The sequence below is a fragment of the Enterobacter sp. QK-SA4 genome (assembly GCF_056856775.1).
The window spans coordinates 482,838-500,178 of record NZ_JBXFXH010000007.1 but is presented as its reverse complement, the minus strand read 5'-3'; the positions used below and the strand labels follow the sequence as shown (position 1 = coordinate 500,178).

General features: G+C 56.7%; 15 protein-coding genes. 3 read left to right on the top strand and 12 right to left on the bottom strand.

What is annotated here, in order from left to right:
- Nucleotides 1-192 precede the first annotated feature (192 nt).
- Together yhcN (AC1VYI_RS03950) and yhcN (AC1VYI_RS03945) are read left to right on the top strand one after the other, a co-directional pair.
- Complete coding sequence (yhcN, locus tag AC1VYI_RS03950) at nt 193-456, top strand: peroxide/acid stress response protein YhcN (RefSeq protein WP_134867094.1); 264 nt, start codon at nt 193-195, stop codon at nt 454-456.
- 111 nt (nt 457-567) lie between these two features.
- On the top strand, nt 568-834 hold the full coding sequence (gene yhcN, locus AC1VYI_RS03945) for a peroxide/acid stress response protein YhcN (RefSeq protein ID WP_023309390.1): 267 nt from the start codon (nt 568-570) through the stop codon (nt 832-834).
- A 61-nt stretch (nt 835-895) separates the two neighbouring features.
- On the opposite strand, the gene AC1VYI_RS03940 is transcribed toward yhcN (AC1VYI_RS03945), so the two are convergent.
- From AC1VYI_RS03940 to aaeX, 5 genes are all read right to left on the bottom strand, one after another.
- The gene (locus tag AC1VYI_RS03940; protein ID WP_023309391.1) at nt 896-1,168 is read right to left on the bottom strand and encodes a barstar family protein; all 273 of its coding nucleotides are present in this window, start codon (nt 1,166-1,168) and stop codon (nt 896-898) included.
- A gap of 45 nt (nt 1,169-1,213) precedes the next feature.
- Nucleotides 1,214-2,668: an NAD-dependent succinate-semialdehyde dehydrogenase gene (locus AC1VYI_RS03935; RefSeq protein ID WP_134867093.1), complete on the bottom strand. Its 1,455-nt coding sequence runs from the start codon at nt 2,666-2,668 to the stop codon at nt 1,214-1,216.
- A gap of 89 nt (nt 2,669-2,757) precedes the next feature.
- Complete coding sequence (gene aaeB / locus AC1VYI_RS03930; protein ID WP_134867092.1) at nt 2,758-4,725, bottom strand: p-hydroxybenzoic acid efflux pump subunit AaeB; 1,968 nt, start codon at nt 4,723-4,725, stop codon at nt 2,758-2,760.
- Nucleotides 4,726-4,730: 5 nt separating this feature from the next.
- Nucleotides 4,731-5,663, bottom strand: a complete 933-nt coding sequence (gene aaeA, locus AC1VYI_RS03925; RefSeq protein WP_023309394.1) for a p-hydroxybenzoic acid efflux pump subunit AaeA — start codon at nt 5,661-5,663, stop codon at nt 4,731-4,733.
- 7 nt (nt 5,664-5,670) lie between these two features.
- Complete coding sequence (aaeX, locus tag AC1VYI_RS03920; RefSeq protein ID WP_003860416.1) at nt 5,671-5,874, bottom strand: p-hydroxybenzoic acid efflux pump operon protein AaeX; 204 nt, start codon at nt 5,872-5,874, stop codon at nt 5,671-5,673.
- A gap of 179 nt (nt 5,875-6,053) precedes the next feature.
- On the opposite strand from aaeX, the gene aaeR reads away from it, so the two are divergent.
- The gene (gene aaeR, locus AC1VYI_RS03915; protein ID WP_023309395.1) at nt 6,054-6,980 is read left to right on the top strand and encodes an HTH-type transcriptional activator AaeR; all 927 of its coding nucleotides are present in this window, start codon (nt 6,054-6,056) and stop codon (nt 6,978-6,980) included.
- Between the two features lie 76 nt (nt 6,981-7,056).
- Here the strand turns inward: aaeR and tldD are convergent, their stop codons facing one another.
- The 7 genes from tldD to mreB all read right to left on the bottom strand — a co-directional run bounded on the left by tldD (nt 7,057) and on the right by mreB (nt 17,105).
- Entirely contained in the window at nt 7,057-8,502 is a 1,446-nt protein-coding gene (gene tldD / locus AC1VYI_RS03910; RefSeq protein WP_023309396.1) for a metalloprotease TldD, read from the bottom strand.
- 84 nt (nt 8,503-8,586) lie between these two features.
- Nucleotides 8,587-12,390, bottom strand: coding sequence for an AsmA2 domain-containing protein YhdP (gene yhdP / locus AC1VYI_RS03905; RefSeq protein WP_226484366.1), 3,804 nt, complete (start codon nt 12,388-12,390; stop codon nt 8,587-8,589).
- Nucleotides 12,391-12,432: 42 nt separating this feature from the next.
- Nucleotides 12,433-13,902, bottom strand: coding sequence for a ribonuclease G (rng, locus tag AC1VYI_RS03900; protein ID WP_010436156.1), 1,470 nt, complete (start codon nt 13,900-13,902; stop codon nt 12,433-12,435).
- On the bottom strand, nt 13,892-14,485 hold the full coding sequence (locus tag AC1VYI_RS03895) for a Maf family protein (RefSeq protein WP_134867091.1): 594 nt from the start codon (nt 14,483-14,485) through the stop codon (nt 13,892-13,894). The genes rng and AC1VYI_RS03895 overlap by 11 nt, the downstream gene beginning before the upstream one ends.
- 9 nt (nt 14,486-14,494) lie before the next feature.
- Entirely contained in the window at nt 14,495-14,983 is a 489-nt protein-coding gene (gene mreD / locus AC1VYI_RS03890; protein ID WP_023309399.1) for a rod shape-determining protein MreD, read from the bottom strand.
- Nucleotides 14,983-15,999, bottom strand: coding sequence for a rod shape-determining protein MreC (gene mreC, locus AC1VYI_RS03885; RefSeq protein WP_023309400.1), 1,017 nt, complete (start codon nt 15,997-15,999; stop codon nt 14,983-14,985). The genes mreD and mreC overlap by 1 nt, the downstream gene beginning before the upstream one ends.
- Before the next feature lie 62 nt (nt 16,000-16,061).
- The gene (gene mreB, locus AC1VYI_RS03880) at nt 16,062-17,105 is read right to left on the bottom strand and encodes a rod shape-determining protein MreB (RefSeq protein WP_000913396.1); all 1,044 of its coding nucleotides are present in this window, start codon (nt 17,103-17,105) and stop codon (nt 16,062-16,064) included.
- Nucleotides 17,106-17,341 lie beyond the last annotated feature (236 nt).

The following is a 17,341-nucleotide window of genomic DNA, read 5'->3' as shown; positions in this document are numbered from 1 at the left end:
TATAACCAACAAAAACGAACAAAAAACGTTCAATATTATGCAATTTAGTTATAAAAAACAGGCTGGTTAACACGTAATAACAAGAGAAACCATTAGTCTGGTATTAATTTTTGCCGTTATTAGTGTATACTTGATTTTGTGATGAGGGTCACGAAACAAGACCCCACGAAAAAATTCGACGAGGTAAGAATCATGAAAATCAAATCAACTGTAGCGGCGCTCAGCGTCCTGTCCGTCTTGTCATTCGGTGCTTTCGCAGCAGACTTTATCAATGCTGACCAGGCGCAATCCCGCCAGGCCATCGGTACGGTTTCTGTCGGCGCGGTCGGCACATCGCCAATGGACATGCATGAGATGCTGAACAAAAAAGCGGAAGAACAGGGTGCGTCATCCTATCGCATCATCGAAGCGCGTTCTGGTGACCACTGGCACGCCACCGCTGAGCTGTACAAATAAGTTTTAGTAATAACTGAAGACGAAAATCTCCACTCAACGGCACCAGGCATAAAAATAGCTGTTCAACCCTTCTCGCCGTTGAGTAAAAAACCCTATTCAGGAGTAAAGACTATGAAAACCAAATTGATCATCGCAACCCTTGGTATGGCATCCGTTCTCTCTTTCGGCGCAAGCGCAGCCGTACAGCAGGTAAATGCCGACCAGGCACAAAATCTACAGCGTATGGGCAGCATCTCCGTAACGTCTGTCACCGGTTCACCGATGGATATTCGTCACGAACTTGCCGCCAAAGCTGAAAAAGCAGGCGCCAGCAGCTATCGCGTCACCGAACTGAATCAGGGTGACCACTGGCATGCAACGGCAGAGCTGTATAAATAAACCCTCGTCGTATCTCATCATACGACTTGCCCCTGGCCTCATGGTCAGGGGCTTTTTTCATTCAATGCCGCGCGTTAAAGCGCAGCTGCCCTTCAAGCTCTTCTTCCGCTTCATCGAACAGCAATATCAGCGCGCCAAAACGTCTTCGCAGCTTATCGGGCAAATGGATGAACTCAATTTCCAGCGGTAGCGGCAACTGACTGCCGGTGACCACGTCCCACAGCGTATCCAGATTCGTCACGCTTTCTCGTTCAAGATCAAACGCCCGGATAAATTCACGGTAGAAGTCTTCCTGACTGTCGATCTCGTCAAAATCAAACGTATAGGTTTTCATTGCCAGCCACCCAGTCCAGGCGAGCGGCAGATGCCGCCCTGTCTATTATAATCCCCCAATATGCAGGGTTTTAACTTCCAGATACTCTTCCAGCCCCAGCACGGAGCCCTCTCGTCCAAGACCTGACTCTTTTACGCCGCCAAAGGGCCCAAGCTCCGTGGAGACAGCGCACTCGTTGATGCCGATCATCCCGCTCTCGATGGCCTGTGAAACGCGGAAGACCCGAGAAAGATTCTGGGTGTAGAAGTAAGCCGCCAGTCCATAGGGGGTGTTGTTGGCGCGCTGGATAACTTCATCTTCCGAGGTGAAACGGAAGCACGCCGCCACCGGGCCAAACGTCTCTTCTTCTGCCAGCTTCATGCCTTCATGGCAGTCGCCCAGTACGGTTGGCATCCAGAAATTCCCGCCAAGTGGATGAGGCTTACCTCCTGCCAGTACGGTTGCGCCCCGGGCAACGGCGTCGTCGACATGCTCACGCACCTTGTTTACCGCAGAAGGTTCAATCAGCGGCCCGACCACGACCCCCTCCTCAAGACCATTACCCACCTTCAGCGCATTCACCGCATCGGCGAGTTTATTCACAAATTTGTCGTAGACGGTTTCCTGAATATAAAAACGGTTCACGCTGACGCAGACCTGCCCGGCATTGCGGAACTTGTTGGCGATCGCGCCCTTAACCGCGGCATCGATATCCGCATCCTCAAAAACGATATACGGGGCATTTCCCCCCAGTTCCATCGAGACTTTTTTCATGGTTTCTGCGGCGTTACGCACCAGCGTTTTGCCGACGGAGGTTGAGCCGGTAAAGGAGATTTTACGTACGTCGCGGCTTGCCATAATCGCATCGCTGATTTCATGCGTATTCCCGGCTACGGCGTTGAGAACACCGTCGGGCACTCCGGCCTGTTTCGCCAGCGTAAGCAGCGCAAAGGCGCTGAGCGGCGTGTTATTGGCCGGTTTAATGACCCCGGTGCATCCTGCTGCCAGCGCCGGGCCTAACTTGCGGGTGAGCATGGCCATCGGGAAGTTCCACGGCGTAATCGCCGCGACCACACCAATGGGTTCACGGGTCGCCAGGATGCGTGAGCCGGGTTTTATCGGCGGAATAATTTCACCGTTCGCGCGTTTGGCCTCTTCGGCAAACCACTGGATAAAGCTGGCGGCGTACTCGACTTCTCCCTCCGCTTCTTTCAGGGGTTTGCCCTGTTCGGTGGTCATCAACCGCCCGAGCCAGCTTTTATTCTCAATAATCAGTTCGTACCAGCGGTAGAGAATCGCCGAGCGTTCTTTCGCGGTTTTGGCACGCCATGCCGGGAAGGCCTGGGTAGCCGCTGCAATAGCGTCTTCGGTCTGTGCTTTACCCGCTTTTGCGACTTTAGCAATGACCTCGCCGGTCGCGGGATTCAGCACATCAAAGGTTGTATCCAGCGTTTTCCAGATTCCGTTGACCAGATAACCGGTCTGAAAAAGGATGTGGTCCTGAAGCGCCTTGGTCGTCATGTGTTCTCCCTTTCTGAAATGTAAGAACGTGCTGGAATAAGTATAGCCACAAAAAAACCGACGCTTTTGGCATCGGTTTTTTACTTCAGTCAGTTATCCGTGAGGGCATTCTGGTAGCGATGCAGCATAAACACCAGCCGTCCTACCGGCTCGGTCACCTGAGGCGGCGCCTCCCAGTGCTTGAGCTTTTCCTGATAGATATCGAGCTCTTCAAGCAGCTGCGTAAAGTAGCGGCGCCGTTTGTCATCGCTGCTGGCAGAAAGCACGTGATCGGCGGTACGACGCAGCTGGCGGTGGTATGCCGACAGATCGTCGTTGATCGGCACGGGCGCGTTACGCAAACGCTGGTGCGCAATGATCATGGTTAACGCCAGGCGGAACTTCGCGATATCGCCCGGGAACTTGTTCAGCAGCAAAAACAGCTGCTGGTACAGCGCGGGGAGGTGGTTCTCTTTACGGCGCGCGGTATTGGTTGTCAAAGATGACACGGCAGCCGACACGAACTGGTTCAGCAGCACGCGGCCCGTTCTTGCCTGCGAGTTATCCCGCACCAGCAGTATCACCATCATGGCCAGGAAGCAGCCCACCAGCTGGCCTAACGCGCTGTCGAGGAACTGGCTGAAATGGAAGGTCATCGGGTTATCGAGCACGATGATGTTAATCGTACTCGCCAGCGCCCCCAGCGATCCCAGACGCCGCTTTTGCACTTCAATGCCTATAAAGAACGCCATTACCGCCAGGCTAATACAGAGCAGCAGCATGCTCTGTTGCGTCGACGGGATGATGACCAGGAAATAGAGCGCGCCTATCGGCAACGCGGCAATCGTGCCGTAAAGGAAATCAATGGCGACCATACGCGGATTAGGCAGACGCATCGCCAGTGCGGTCACAACGGCAATCATCACCATCGCGCCGCTGCCGGACGTCCAGCCCGTCCACAGCCAGAACAGCGTGCCGAGCATGCAGGCAAGCGTCGTACGCCAGAAATTGACCATGGCGTGATGGCGCTCGGCGGATTCCGCCTTGATCACCACTTCCCCCTGCAGCACCTCTTCTTCCGCCGCGCTGATTTTGGTGTTACCGATTACGCCGCGCTTCAGCAGCAGATAGCGCGTCGCGGCGCCGACCCAGGTGTAGATGGTCACCGGCGTGTCGCGCTCCCCGGTCCAGGCAATCACCCGGCGCATGCGCTTAAGCTGCTTATGCACGTCCTGTACGGTTTCCACCGGCTCGGCAAACAGTTCGCGGAACGTATCGGTGACCGCTTCCGGCCGGGTGTTCTGAATCAGATAGGTTTCACAGGCCTGGGTAATCAGCATCAGAGAGACGGTGTTGAGGGCTTTAAGACGTCGATTCGCGCGGGCCCAGCGCGAGGACTCCATGTTAAGGTTGCTGCGCATACCTTCCAGCGCCTGCGTACGGCGTACCAGCCCGCTCCAGGCTTTATCCACCTCTTCGCTATCGCCATGCTTAATGCACAGCTGCATCAGCTGATACTGGGCAACAATCAGCGCGTCGAGCTCACGGTCGACCTCCTGCTTGATGGAGCGCGGGGAGAAAAGCAGATCAGCGACGATCGCGCTGACAATACCAATCACAATTTCGCTGCAGCGCTCCACCGCAAACTGCGGGGCCAGCAGCGGTTCGCTTTGGATAGTGATGATAATAATCAGCGCGGTATAGCCCGCCAGTCCCCAGGCGTAGGAGTTTTCCACTTTCACCAGAGACGAGATCCAGGTGCAGAAACCCGCCCAGATGCAGCAGACCATCAGCATCAGCAGCGGGGTGCGGATCATGAGAATAATAATGGTCAGCGCCGCGAAACAGCCGATAAACGTCCCGATAATACGCAGCATCCCGCGATAGCGGATCGCGCCAGAATAGGGTTCCCCGCCCGCGGCAAAGGCAGGGCCCGCCGCGACAATCGCAGCCGTCAGCACTGCCCAGCGAGGGGTTTCAAGCTGGAAGTGAAAGCCAACAAACAGCGCCAGCACGATGGCGCACGCCAGCTTTACGGCGAAGCGAATGTGCTGGCTGGCGATGGAAAAGATACCCATGGCGATTAACCAAACTCGCGCAGGCGGTGGGCAATTTTACGGAAGAACGAGTCCTGGCTGGCATCCCGGTCCTTTTCACCGGTGATCACCACCGTCGCCGTGGTACCCGCAGGCCACAGATTTCCCTGCTGTTCATCCAGATGAATACGTACCGGCACGCGCTGGGCCAGACGCACCCACTCCAGGTTGGAATCGACCGTCGCCATCCCTTTGGCATCGTTAGAGCTGCTGGAGTTAGTCACCCCTGCGGCAACGCTGTCGACGGTGCCTTTAAAGACGCGATTGCTGCCGAGCGGCGTAATTTCCGCCCGATAACCTGGACGCACGCCTTCCAGCTTGGTCTCTTCCATATAGGCGAGCACGTAGAAGGAGTTCTGTTTAACCAGCGCCACGGCGGTTGAGCCACGGGTAATGAATTCCCCGGCATAGACGTTGAGGTTGGTGACCCAGCCATCGGACGGCGCGCGGATCACGGTGCGCTCGAGATCGAGCTTCGCCAGATCGCGCGTTGCCTGCGCTTTCGCCAGCTGGTGCAGCACGGTTTGCAGCACGTTGTTGGACTGGTCAATCTCTTCGCGGGACATTGCCTGAACGCCCAGCTGATTACGGCGGCCTGCCTCGCGGCGTTTCTCCGCAGCGAGCGCCTGATAATAGGCCACGTCCGCTTCCGCCTCTTCCAGCGCTTTCTGGTAACGAGGCTGGTCGATGGTGAACAGAACCTGATCTTTTTTCACCAGCTGGTTATCGTGGACGTTGACCGCCGTGATAAGACCGGCCACGTCAGGGGCTATTGCCACCACATCGGCGCTGAAGCGTGCATCACGCGTCCACGGTGATTCGGTGTAATAAACCCAGGCGCGGAAAATAGCGATGAAGGCGAGGATAACCAGCGCCATTGTGATGGCAGTGCGGGAGATTTTTCTTGTTAGCGTTTTCACATCAACCTCAGACAAACATGCGCGATATCAGATAAAACAGGCAGCAATACAGCGCGGTATTGAACAATGCAGGGTGCCAGACGAAATCGTAGATCCCGGTAGGGACCAACACCTTGCGCACCAGCCAGAAGATCGCCAGTGATAAAAGAAGCTCGAAAAATATCGGTGGGAACGACAGACCGAACACCACGATAACGGGAAACAGACTCATGTTGACCTTGATAAGAGAGAGTGCAGGCTTCAGAATTTTTTAGCGCACGCCACCGCAGGAGAGCAAGAAACGCCGGGCGAGAATGGCGCAGCCGTTATGTAATTAATAATATATTAACGTAACTGTTATGCTGTTATCTATAATATGTGATCTAAATCACTTTTAAGCCAGAGTGAACAATGGAACGTTTAAAACGCATGTCGGTCTTCGCCAAAGTGGTTGAACTGGGCTCTTTTACCGCCGCTGCACGCCAGCTTCAGATGAGCGTCTCATCCATCAGCCAGACGGTGTCCAAACTGGAAGATGAGCTTCAGGTCAAGCTGCTCAACCGCAGTACCCGCAGCATTGGGCTGACGGAGGCGGGTAAAATTTACTATCAGGGCTGTCGCCGCATGCTGCTTGAAGTGCAGGATGTTCACGAACAGCTCTATGCCTTCAACAACACCCCCATCGGCACGCTGCGCATCGGGTGTTCTTCAACTATGGCACAAAATGTTCTCGCTGCCATGACGGCGGATATGCTGAAAGAGTATCCCGGTCTTACGGTCAATCTGGTGACGGGTATCCCGGCGCCGGATCTGATTGCCGACGGGCTGGACGTGGTGATCCGCGTCGGCGCGTTGCAGGATTCCAGCCTGTTCTCGCGACGGCTGGGCAGCATGCCGATGGTGGTCTGCGCATCGAAAAGCTATCTGGCGCAGTACGGCGTTCCGGAGAAACCCGCCGATCTCACCAACCACTCGTGGCTGGAGTACAGCGTGCGGCCCGATAATGAATTTGAGCTGATCGCTCCGGAAGGGATCTCTACCAGGCTGCTGCCGGAAGGACGGTTTGTCACTAACGATCCGATGACCATTTCGCGCTGGCTGGTGGCCGGCGCCGGGATCGCCTACGTGCCGTTAATGTGGGTGATCAACGAGATCAACAGCGGCGTGCTGGAGATCCTCTTCCCGCGCTACCAGTCCGATCCGCGACCGGTGTACGCCCTGTATACCGAAAAAGACAAACTCCCGCTCAAGGTACAGGTGTGTATTAACTATCTGACCGAGTATTTTGTGGACGTAGCGGAGCTGTTTCAGGGGATGCGGGGGAGAAGGAAAGAGTAGACCTTTTCCAAAAGGACGAGGGAGAAAAGACTGCGCGGAGCAGTTTCCTCTCCCCTTTGGGGAGAGGGTCAGGAAATCACGCCGTGCCGCCCACCGTCAGGTTGTCCACCTTCAGCGTTGGCTGGCCCACGCCAACCGGCAGGCTCTGGCCCTCTTTACCGCAGACGCCCACGCCGTTATCCAGCTTCAGATCGTTACCGACCATAGAGATCTGCTGCATGGCTTCAATACCGGAGCCAATCAGCGTCGCACCCTTCACCGCTTTGGTCACTTTGCCTTTCTCGATCAGATACGCTTCTGACGTGGAGAAAACAAACTTACCGGAGGTAATGTCCACCTGGCCGCCGCCAAAGTTTGGCGCAAAGATACCGTAATCAACGGATTCGATAATCTCCTGCGGCGTGGATTTGCCCGGCAGCATGTACGTGTTGGTCATGCGCGGCATCGGCAGGTGCGCGTAAGATTCACGGCGTCCGTTGCCCGTCGGCGCCACGCCCATCAGACGCGCGTTGAGTTTGTCCTGCATGTAGCCTTTCAGCACGCCATTTTCGATCAGCACATTGTACTGCCCTGGCGTACCTTCATCGTCGATAGCCACCGAGCCGCGACGATCGCGCATGGTGCCGTCATCCACCACGGTGCACAGCTCAGAGGAGACAAGCTGCCCGATTTGACCGCTGAACACGGACGTCCCGCGACGGTTAAAGTCGCCTTCCAGGCCGTGGCCTACGGCCTCGTGCAACAGCACGCCCGGCCAGCCAGCGCCCAGCACCACCGGGAATGAGCCCGCCGGCGCCGCGACGGCATTCAGATTCACCAGCGCCATACGCACGGCTTCTTTCGCCCACGCGTCGGCGCGAGCTTCACCGTCAACGTCGCCCAGGAACCAGTCATAGCCAAAACGACCGCCGCCGCCGCTTGAGCCGCGCTCGCGTTTGCCATCGTCGTCGACCTGCACGCTGATGGAGAGACGTACCAGCGGGCGAACGTCTGCCGCCAAAGTGCCGTCCGTTGCCGCCACCAGAATCAGTTCATACACACCGCTCAGGCTGGCTGAAACTTCCTGCACGCGTTTATCCGCCGCGCGGGCGACTTTGTCCACGCGACGCAGGATATCCAGCTTCTCTTCACGGCTCATGCTCTGCAGAGGATCGATGCTGGTATAGAGCGCAGAGTGCTGCACTTCTCCAAGGGTTTTCACGCGACCATCGCCGGTATCACGCACAATGGTACGCGCAGCCTGCGCGCTCTGCTCAAGTGCAGCCAGGCTAATCTGATCGGCATAGGCGAAACCGGTTTTCTCGCCGCTAACGGCGCGGACGCCGACGCCCTGGTCGATGTTGTAAGAGCCATCTTTAATGATGCTGTCTTCTAAAACCCAGGATTCGTGATAGCTCGACTGGAAATAAAGGTCGCCGTAGTCGAGACGGCGTTCGGTCAGTTGACCAAGAATGGAGAACAGGTCCTGATGATTCAGGCCGTTCGCTGCGAGCAAATGTTCACTTACCAGGTTCAGACTCATCGTATTGCTACTCGTTCGTTGCCGCCCGTGGCGGTATAAAGATCGTATTTATTGAGAGTGAGGCAATTACCTGCCCACGTCAAATCATTGCTGTGCATCTTTGCGCGGCTGGCGCAGCACCTCGTTAATCTGCGGTTTATCTACCGGACCGGTAATGCGGTAGCGCAGAATGGAGACTTTGCTCCACAGCGGACCCAGCACTTTGCTGGCGGCAAACACCGCCGCACCGACAATCGGGTTCACCACAAAGGCCGCCGCCACGCCCACGCTCGCGGAAATTTCCGGTGCCACCACGGCTTCCATATCCAGCTCGCGACGCACGAGGTTAACGGAGCCTTTCATGGCGATATCCGCTTCCAGGCCATCCACCAGCGTGTCGTCAGTATGCAGAACGCCGTCCTTGATCCACGCCGTGCTGCGGATGGAATCGTAGTAGAAACCTTCGCTGAAGGTGTCGCTGAAATCGAAGCGCAGCTTGCGCAGCAGAGCATCAAAACTCAGCAGGCGCAGGATCTGCCCGGCGCGCCCCGTGCTCACGTCGGCAATTTCACCTTTGCCGAAGCGGGTTTTCAGAATACCGTTCAGCGAGGCTTCATCCGGCTTCCACGGGGCGTCACGCCAGTGAAGATCGTAATCGACGTCAAATGACGAGCCGCGCAGCGGCGTGCTGATACCAAAGAAATTGGCTGCCGCATCCAGCTTGTTGCCTTTAATGTCACCCTTCAGGGAAGTTCGCTGCTCGCCCGGGTTATTCACCCATTCCCCTGCGGCCGTCATGCGGCCAAAACCGGTATCAACCAGGCCACCGGAGAGCGTAAGCGTATTTGCCTGGATGGTGAAATCGCCGTCGATACGGCCATATTTCTGCCCCCACAGCCAGCACTCCGCGCAGCGCAGCTGGAGATCGGGCCAGCCGCTAAAATCGACGCGGGAGACATTACTCAGCGGCGACGTCTCTGCCGGTTTATCTTTCCCGCTCGCGGCGCTTGCCGGGTTGTAGTAGAGGTAGCGGATCGCCGCCTGCCATGGCGCGTGATTGCGCATGGTCAAAGTACCGTTGATCTCTCTGCCCTGGGCCTCTACCTTCGTGCCGTTAGCGCCAGGCTGCGAGACGATGCTCAGGTTGTTCCACTGCTGCCCGCCCAGCATCAGCGACGGCGTACGTACGGTAATGGCTTGCGGGAACTGGGCGGTTTCATCAACGTTTTGCCCAACGCCTTTCTGGAACAGCGCCAGCCACTCTGCGCCGTCCATCGGCGGGAGATTCAGCTCAATGCCAGCCTGCTCCGGCAGAGGCGGCGTGGAGCGGCTATCCGTTGTCCAGATGGCTTTGTCGAGGGTGAGCTTGCGGTTAAGTAGCCATCGGCTGTTGAAGTGGTTTGTCCCGCCCGCGCTTCCGGTCAGCGCGAAGCTGTTCAGGTTGCCATCGACGTTCAGCTTTACCGGCAGGGGCTGTCCGGCCTGTTTATCCAGCGGCGCAGGCAGCTGGCTCTGAAGGTTTTTCAGATCGCCCGTGATGTCGACCTTATACCGGGCGCCCGCGTGATAAGGCAGGTCAATTGCCACTTTCCCCTGCCAGGCGACTGCGCCCTGCACTGACGCCTCAATGGGCTTCGGCAGGACGTCCATGCGCGCTGGCTGCCAGTTACCGTCCAGATTGACGGCCACCTGATAAGCCTTTTCACCCTCGGTGGTCGTGAAGTCGATATTAACGGGCTGATTAAACCAGCTGGCCGTAAGCGGCTCGCTCTTAAGGTTTCCGTTGTCAAAGCTGAACTGCCCGCTGAGATTTTTCAGCGTGCTCTCAAGGGGTTTGATGAACAGACTGTTGTTCTTCAGGCGGACGTCACCTTTGGCTGTGGTCATCTCTCCGTCCAGCGGGATATCAAGATGTAAGCGAGCATTCACATCGCCATCAAGCTGTAGCTGCTGGAGCGTCGCCGCCAGCGACTCTTTCAGGGGCGTCTCCTCAAAGTACGGTCCCACCGCTTTGCCCGGACCGTTGATGTCAGCATCAATCAGCAGCTTCTCTTTGGAGTAATCCGGGATGTTGGCCGTCAGGTTGCTGGCCGTCACGCCGCCCAGCGCCACGCTGTCGGACTTCATCCATAGCCCGTCATTGAGGAAGTTGAGCTCGATATCCAGGTCTTTCAGCGCAGGCCAGCCGGGCTGGAACGCAAAGGTCGCGTTATGCAGCGGCACCAGCACCTGGAACTGGCCTTCATTATGTTTGTACGGGAATAGATGCGGGTTACCGCCGTACACTAGCGTGGCATTGTCCGCCTGACCGCCCTGAATCGCGCCGCTGAGATAGTCCACCAGGGCTTTTCCCATCAGGTTTTCCGGGAAATAGCGCCAGGCCTGAGAGCCGTCATCGGTGCTGATCCCGGCCAGAATGCCCAGCCACGGCTCGTCACCTGCAGGCTGCATATAGCGGAAATCACCGCGCGCGTGCACCGCTTTGGCTTTCACATCGATATGGCGACCATCAAGCTGGAAACCCTTGTCGTTACGGAGCCAGTTAAGCACCGCGCTGCCCTGTTCGATTTCCAGCGGCGCGCGGAAGACCGTCTCGTAAGGCATTTTGGCGTCGTGCATATCAACCGTCAGCCTGCCGTTTTCCACGCTACCTTCCAGCTTGCCGCTAAAGTGCTCCGCCCCCGGCAGCAGCTTCCACTGCTTCCAGGCAAGATCTTTCCACGTTGCCTGGAAGCGGGTTTTTTCCGTCGCCTGGAGCGGGATATCCAGCCCCAGAGCATCGATCGTCCCGCTCGGCTGCGTTGCCAGCCAGATCTCGCCCAGGTCCGGAGAGAGCTTTGCCGCCATCGAGCGCAGGCCTTCAATGGCCGCCAAATCGAGGTTGCTGGCGCGGATGCGCAGCTCGTCGCTGCGTTTACTGGCCGTACCGCCGACGTCCTGCTCCGGCATCCAGGCCAGCGTCAGCGCACCGCGCGGCCACGGCTTGCCGTCCATAGTGATGCGCGTATCCGGAATGGCAAACTGCCAGCCCTCTTTCTCCTGCGTCACGTGCGCGGTGAGGTTATCGACGGAAAGCTGATGCTGCTGTTTTTCGCCTTTCCAGCTGGCCCCCCCCTGCTTGAGCCAGATATCGCCGCTGGCAAATTCGCCTTTGGTCAGGGTCAGCCAGCCTTCAAGGCTGAAACGGGCAGTCTCCAGCTGCATATTTTGCTGGATCCAGTCACCCAGCCACGGCTTCACGTCAACATCGTCGGCCTGCAGCCAGACTTTGCCGTTGTTTAACAGGCCGTCATCGTCCCGCAGATCCATGCGCACCTGCATCACGCCGTGCTGGCCGTTCAGGCTTGAGAGATTGACCTGCCCCTCGGCGCGGTGACGTTCTTTACCGTTGAGCCAGGTCAGCTGAGGGATCGCCAGTTCGGCGCGCTGGCCGGAAAGGGTAATGAAGCTCACTTCGCTGTCGCGCAGATCGAAGTGATCGAACTGGCGGAGGAAAAGATCGCTGAAGCGGTTGGCTTCAAGACCCTGACCGCTATCGCCGCCGGACAGCGGCGTATTGGTCAGGAACTGGAGCTGATAAAAGGTGAGATCGCGAAACTGCCAGCGCAGATGCAGCAGGCTTTGCCAGACGTCCAGCGCCAGGGTCACGCGTTTGATTTTCAGGTGGCCGCCATCTTTCAGGCTGGCGTTGATATCCCGGACATCGAGCGTCGGGCCAAAATTCTGCCAGTTAGCGCTTAGCTGGCTTACGTTCACCGGCACGCCAGTAGTGGATTCGATTTTAGCCAGCAGCTGCGGACGCCAGCTGTCCAGATGCGGTAATACGAGGCGTAGCCCGCTCACGAGCAACGCGACAATCACGACCAGCGTTGCCCCTGTAAGCAATAAAATCCCCGGCAATCGCCTCACGCATCTCTCCTTGTCAGCTTTCGTCACGCAGCGTACTGCGTCTTACATCATCACGACGTCAAACTGCTCCTGGTTATAGAGCGGTTCAATTTGTACTTTTACCTGTTTGCCGACAAAGATTTCCACTTCCGCCAGCGCGTGTGACTCTTCGCCTTTCAGCGCTTCAGCCACCGCAGGGGAAGCATAGACCAGAAAACGATCGGAGTCGTAGGCATGATGAACACGGACGATTTCACGCATAATTTCGTAGCAGACGGTCTCAACCGTCTTTACCGTTCCGCGTCCATGGCAGGTTGGGCATTCATTACACAGCACATGCTCAACGCTCTCGCGGGTACGCTTACGCGTCATTTCCACCAGCCCCAGCTGTGAGAAGCCGTTAATGCTGGTTTTCACGCGGTCTTTGCTCAGCGCCTGCTCAAGCGAGTGCAGCACGCGGCGACGGTGGTCTTCATTACTCATATCGATGAAGTCGATGATGATAATGCCGCCCAGATTGCGCAGACGAAGCTGGCGCGCAATCGCCTGCGTGGCTTCGATGTTGGTGTTGAAGATGGTGTCATCCAGGTTGCGATGGCCGACAAACGCGCCGGTGTTGATATCGACGGTGGTCATCGCTTCGGTCTGATCGATGATCAGATAGCCGCCTGACTTCAGTTCGACCTTACGCTCCAGCGCGCGCTGGATCTCGTTTTCGACATCATAGAGATCGAAGATCGGCTGACGCCCTGAATAATGCTCCAGCAGGCCGGGCATCTCCGGGATGTACTCAGCGGTAAATTCCAGCAGCGCTTCATAGGTCAGGCGCGAGTCCACGCGAATGCGGTCGAGCTGCGCATCAGCAAAGTCGCGCAGAACGCGCTGAGCAAGCGCCAGTTCACCGTAAAGCTGGTAGCGGGTCTGGTTGCGTTTTTTACGCTCCATTACCTTGGTCCAGACGCGCTTCAGGTAAGCCGCATCCGACGCGAGGTCTTCTTCGCTGATCCCTTCCGCAGCGGTACGGATGATAAACCCGCCCTGTTCATCGCAGTAGGCGCTGACCACTTTCTTCAGACGCTCGCGCTCGGTTTCGCTCTCAATACGCTGCGAAACGCCCACGTGCGACGCGCCGGGCATAAAGACCAGATAGCGGGAAGGTAAGGTGATGTCGGTGGTCAGACGGGCGCCTTTGGTACCGAGGGGATCTTTCACCACCTGCACCATCAGATCCTGCCCCTGACGTACCAGTTCAGAAATATCGCGCACGGCAAACTGCTTTTGCTCTTCGCCCGCGACGCACTCGGTGTGCGGCATGATATCGGAGGCATGTAAAAACGCCGCCTTATCCAGTCCAATATCTACAAAAGCCGCCTGCATACCCGGTAGTACACGACTGACACGACCTTTGTAGATATTGCCTACTATTCCGCGCCGCGCTTCACGCTCAATATGAATTTCCTGAAGAATGCCACCATCAATATAGGCCACACGGGTTTCCGATGGCGTTACGTTTACCAACAATTCAGCCGTCATAATTATCCCTTCCCTCACGCAGTGAGTTAAAATTGCTCAGCAACTCATACGTTTCCACCAGCGGTAAGCCGACTACGGCGTGATAGCTGCCATTAATCTTCCTGACAAAACAGCCACCCAGCCCCTGAATACCGTATGCACCTGCTTTATCCATCGGTTCACCGCTGGCAATATAAGCGGCGATGTCGTCGTCGGTAAGTACTCTGAACGTCACTTCGGTCACCACCAGGCAATCCAGCACGTGCTGGCGGTCAGCCAGCACGACGGCCGTCATCACCTGATGCGTTTGTCCGGACATTTTGTGCAGCATGCGCGCCGCATGATCGGCATCGCGCGGTTTCTCAAGCACTTCACCGTTCAGAATAACGATGGTATCTGCTCCCAGCACGGGAAGATCGCTTGGCACACTGGCCACGCCCGCCTGCGCTTTCTCGCGCGCCAGGCGAGACACATACTGTTGAGCGCTTTCGCCCTCAGCACGCTTTTCTTCAATGCCGGTAACGATGCGTTCAAAAGAGACCCCTAGCTGCGTCAGGAGTTCCTGACGGCGCGGGGAGCCGGAAGCGAGATACAAAGACGTCATAGAAACCTTTTATTGCACAGCAAACTGCTGGCGAACCTTACGCATCAGCAGGAATAACCATGGCCAGAGCACACCGTTTACTACACTACTCCAGAACACTTCCGGTCGGAAAGAGACGTTGATCACTAAAAACTCTGCCCAGAAAACAACGATATCCGCAGCGAGCGACAATAACATCACCACCAGGGCCTGTTGCCAGAGCGCAAGGTTACGAAAGAGCTGGAATTTGAGTGCGACGAGGTACGCAATAATGCTCATGGACAAGGCGCGCACGCCAAGCGTAGAGCCGCTAATGAGATCCAGTATGGCACCCATCACGAAACCTGTGCCGACATTTACGCGATGCGGCAGGGCAAGGATCCAGTAGAGTAAAATGAGCAATACCCAGTTTGGCCGGAAAACGAGAATGTCATCCGGCCAGGGCATCACTTGCAGTAACAGTGCAATGAGAAACGAGAGCCAGATGACCCAGCGCCCCTGGCTACGATAGCTTGCCACTACTGCCCTCCCGAAGAGAGTTTAGGCGGTGGCGGCGCATCCGGCAGCGGCTGCGTTAACCCTGTTGCCGGCGCCGGTACTGGCGCAGGCGGCCCCATGGAATCCGCAGGCGGGAGAACCTGCGGCATCATCTGCATCAGGCGCTCGTTTGCTACGCGATGCACCTCTTCAGGCGTCATCGGGTTAGCACCGTTACGATCGGCGCCCCACAGCAGCAGCAGATAGCGCAGACGCTGCAACCCGGCGGTTGGACGCGCCTGAATCACGGTATAGGCACGCTGGGTGTCCAGCTTGACCGAAGAGACCACCGCAACCGGATAGCCTTCAGGGAAGCGTCCGCCCAGGCCGGACGTGACCAGCACGTCCCCCACGCGAATATCCGTGTTAGCCGGCAGATGTTCCAGCTGCAGGTCGTCCGTACAGCCGTTACCGGCCGCAATCACGCGGATGTCGTTACGCAGGACCTGGATCGGCAGCGCATGCGTGGCATCGCAAATCAGCAGCACGCGGCTGGTCAGTTTGGCCACGGCAACAACCTGGCCCACAACGCCTTTATCACTGATAACAGGCTGACCTTCATACACCCCGTTCACGCTCCCTTTGTCGATCACAACCTGATCGCTGTAGGGGTCGTTCACGGTGGAGATCACCTGCGTGACCATTTTCTGCTCATCCTGACGCAGCGGCGAGCCGAGCAGTTCACGCAGACGCGCGTTTTCCTGCTTGTATTGCCCCAGCATCAGCAGTTCGCTGTTTTTCAGCAGCAATTCCTGACGTAATGCCCGGTTTTCGAGTTCGAGTTGGTCGCGCGAAGACAGCGTTTGAGAAACGGAGTCGAGCAGTTCACGGGGACCATTTGAAACAAAGTAGAAAGGACTGACGGCGGTATCCATGTACGTTCTGATCTGGCTGAACGTACCGAGGCGGCTATCGGCAATAATGACCCCAAGCGCAACCAGAACCGCCAGAATAAGGCGAAACTGTAGCGATGGGCCACGGCTAAAAATTGGCTTCATAGGCTATGCGTATTCTCGCGTCAGAGAGAAAGGGTAGCAAATTGCTACCCTCTCAAACTCGACTACTCTTCGCTGAACAAATCGCCGCCGTGCATGTCGATCATTTCCAGCGCCTTGCCACCACCACGGGCGACGCAAGTCAGTGGATCTTCTGCAACTACGACAGGAATACCTGTCTCTTCCATTAACAGGCGGTCGAGGTTACGCAGCAGCGCACCACCACCGGTCAGAACCATACCGCGCTCGGAGATATCGGACGCCAGCTCTGGTGGGCACTGTTCCAGCGCAACCATTACCGCGCTCACGATGCCCGTCAGTGGTTCCTGCAGAGCTTCCAGAATTTCGTTGGAGTTCAGGGTGAAACCGCGTGGAACACCTTCAGCCAGGTTACGGCCACGCACTTCGATCTCACGCACTTCATCGCCCGGATACGCAGAGCCGATTTCGTGTTTGATACGCTCTGCGGTGGCTTCACCGATCAGAGAGCCGTAGTTACGGCGCACATAATTAATGATGGCTTCATCGAAGCGGTCACCACCGATACGTACGGAAGAGGAGTACACCACGCCGTTCAGAGAGATAACGGCCACTTCAGTGGTACCACCACCGATATCCACCACCATAGAACCGGTAGCTTCGGAAACAGGCAGGCCCGCACCGATGGCCGCAGCCATTGGCTCTTCAATCAGGAACACTTCACGTGCACCTGCACCCTGGGCAGATTCACGGATTGCGCGACGCTCTACCTGGGTTGCGCCAACCGGCACACACACCAGAACACGCGGGCTTGGACGCATGAAGCTGTTGCTGTGAACCTGCTTGATGAAGTGCTGAAGCATTTTTTCAGTCACGAAGAAGTCGGCGATAACGCCGTCTTTCATTGGGCGAATGGCGGCGATGTTGCCAGGGGTACGACCCAGCATCTGCTTCGCGTCATGACCCACTGCAGCCACGCTTTTCGGCGAGCCTGCACGATCCTGACGAATGGCCACAACGGAAGGCTCATTCAATACGATGCCTTGTCCTTTTACATAAATAAGGGTATTCGCGGTACCCAGGTCAATGGACAGGTCATTGGAAAACATGCCACGAAATTTTTTCAACATACTAAGGGATAATCCTGAAAGCTGGGGCGGAAAACAAAATCCGCTTACTTTACCAACCACACGCAGCAGCGACAAGGCGCAAAAATCATCTGCAACGGTGAAAATTTGTGCAGTACGTTTCCTGATGTTACAAAACATCCCCTGACTCCCTCAGGGCTGAGTAAACAGTAGCGTTCCCCACTGACGTTTGTAACCCGTTACAGGTCGTTCACTGGCTTTTTGCTCGACATACTCAA

Bases quoted from the DNA above. Each gene is read 5' to 3' on its own strand.
- AC1VYI_RS03935 (WP_134867093.1), bottom strand. From the start codon at position 2,668: ATGACGACCAAGGCGCTTCAGGACCACATCCTTTTTCAGACCGGTTAT.
- tldD (WP_023309396.1), bottom strand. From the start codon at position 8,502: ATGAGTCTGAACCTGGTAAGTGAACATTTGCTCGCAGCGAACGGCCTG.
- AC1VYI_RS03895 (WP_134867091.1), bottom strand. From the start codon at position 14,485: ATGACGTCTTTGTATCTCGCTTCCGGCTCCCCGCGCCGTCAGGAACTC.
- mreB (WP_000913396.1), bottom strand. From the start codon at position 17,105: ATGTTGAAAAAATTTCGTGGCATGTTTTCCAATGACCTGTCCATTGAC.
- AC1VYI_RS03940 (WP_023309391.1), bottom strand. From the start codon at position 1,168: ATGAAAACCTATACGTTTGATTTTGACGAGATCGACAGTCAGGAAGAC.
- rng (WP_010436156.1), bottom strand. From the start codon at position 13,902: ATGACGGCTGAATTGTTGGTAAACGTAACGCCATCGGAAACCCGTGTG.
- aaeR (WP_023309395.1), top strand. From the start codon at position 6,054: ATGGAACGTTTAAAACGCATGTCGGTCTTCGCCAAAGTGGTTGAACTG.
- aaeB (WP_134867092.1), bottom strand. From the start codon at position 4,725: ATGGGTATCTTTTCCATCGCCAGCCAGCACATTCGCTTCGCCGTAAAG.
- yhcN (WP_134867094.1), top strand. From the start codon at position 193: ATGAAAATCAAATCAACTGTAGCGGCGCTCAGCGTCCTGTCCGTCTTG.
- yhcN (WP_023309390.1), top strand. From the start codon at position 568: ATGAAAACCAAATTGATCATCGCAACCCTTGGTATGGCATCCGTTCTC.
- mreC (WP_023309400.1), bottom strand. From the start codon at position 15,999: ATGAAGCCAATTTTTAGCCGTGGCCCATCGCTACAGTTTCGCCTTATT.
- aaeX (WP_003860416.1), bottom strand. From the start codon at position 5,874: ATGAGTCTGTTTCCCGTTATCGTGGTGTTCGGTCTGTCGTTCCCACCG.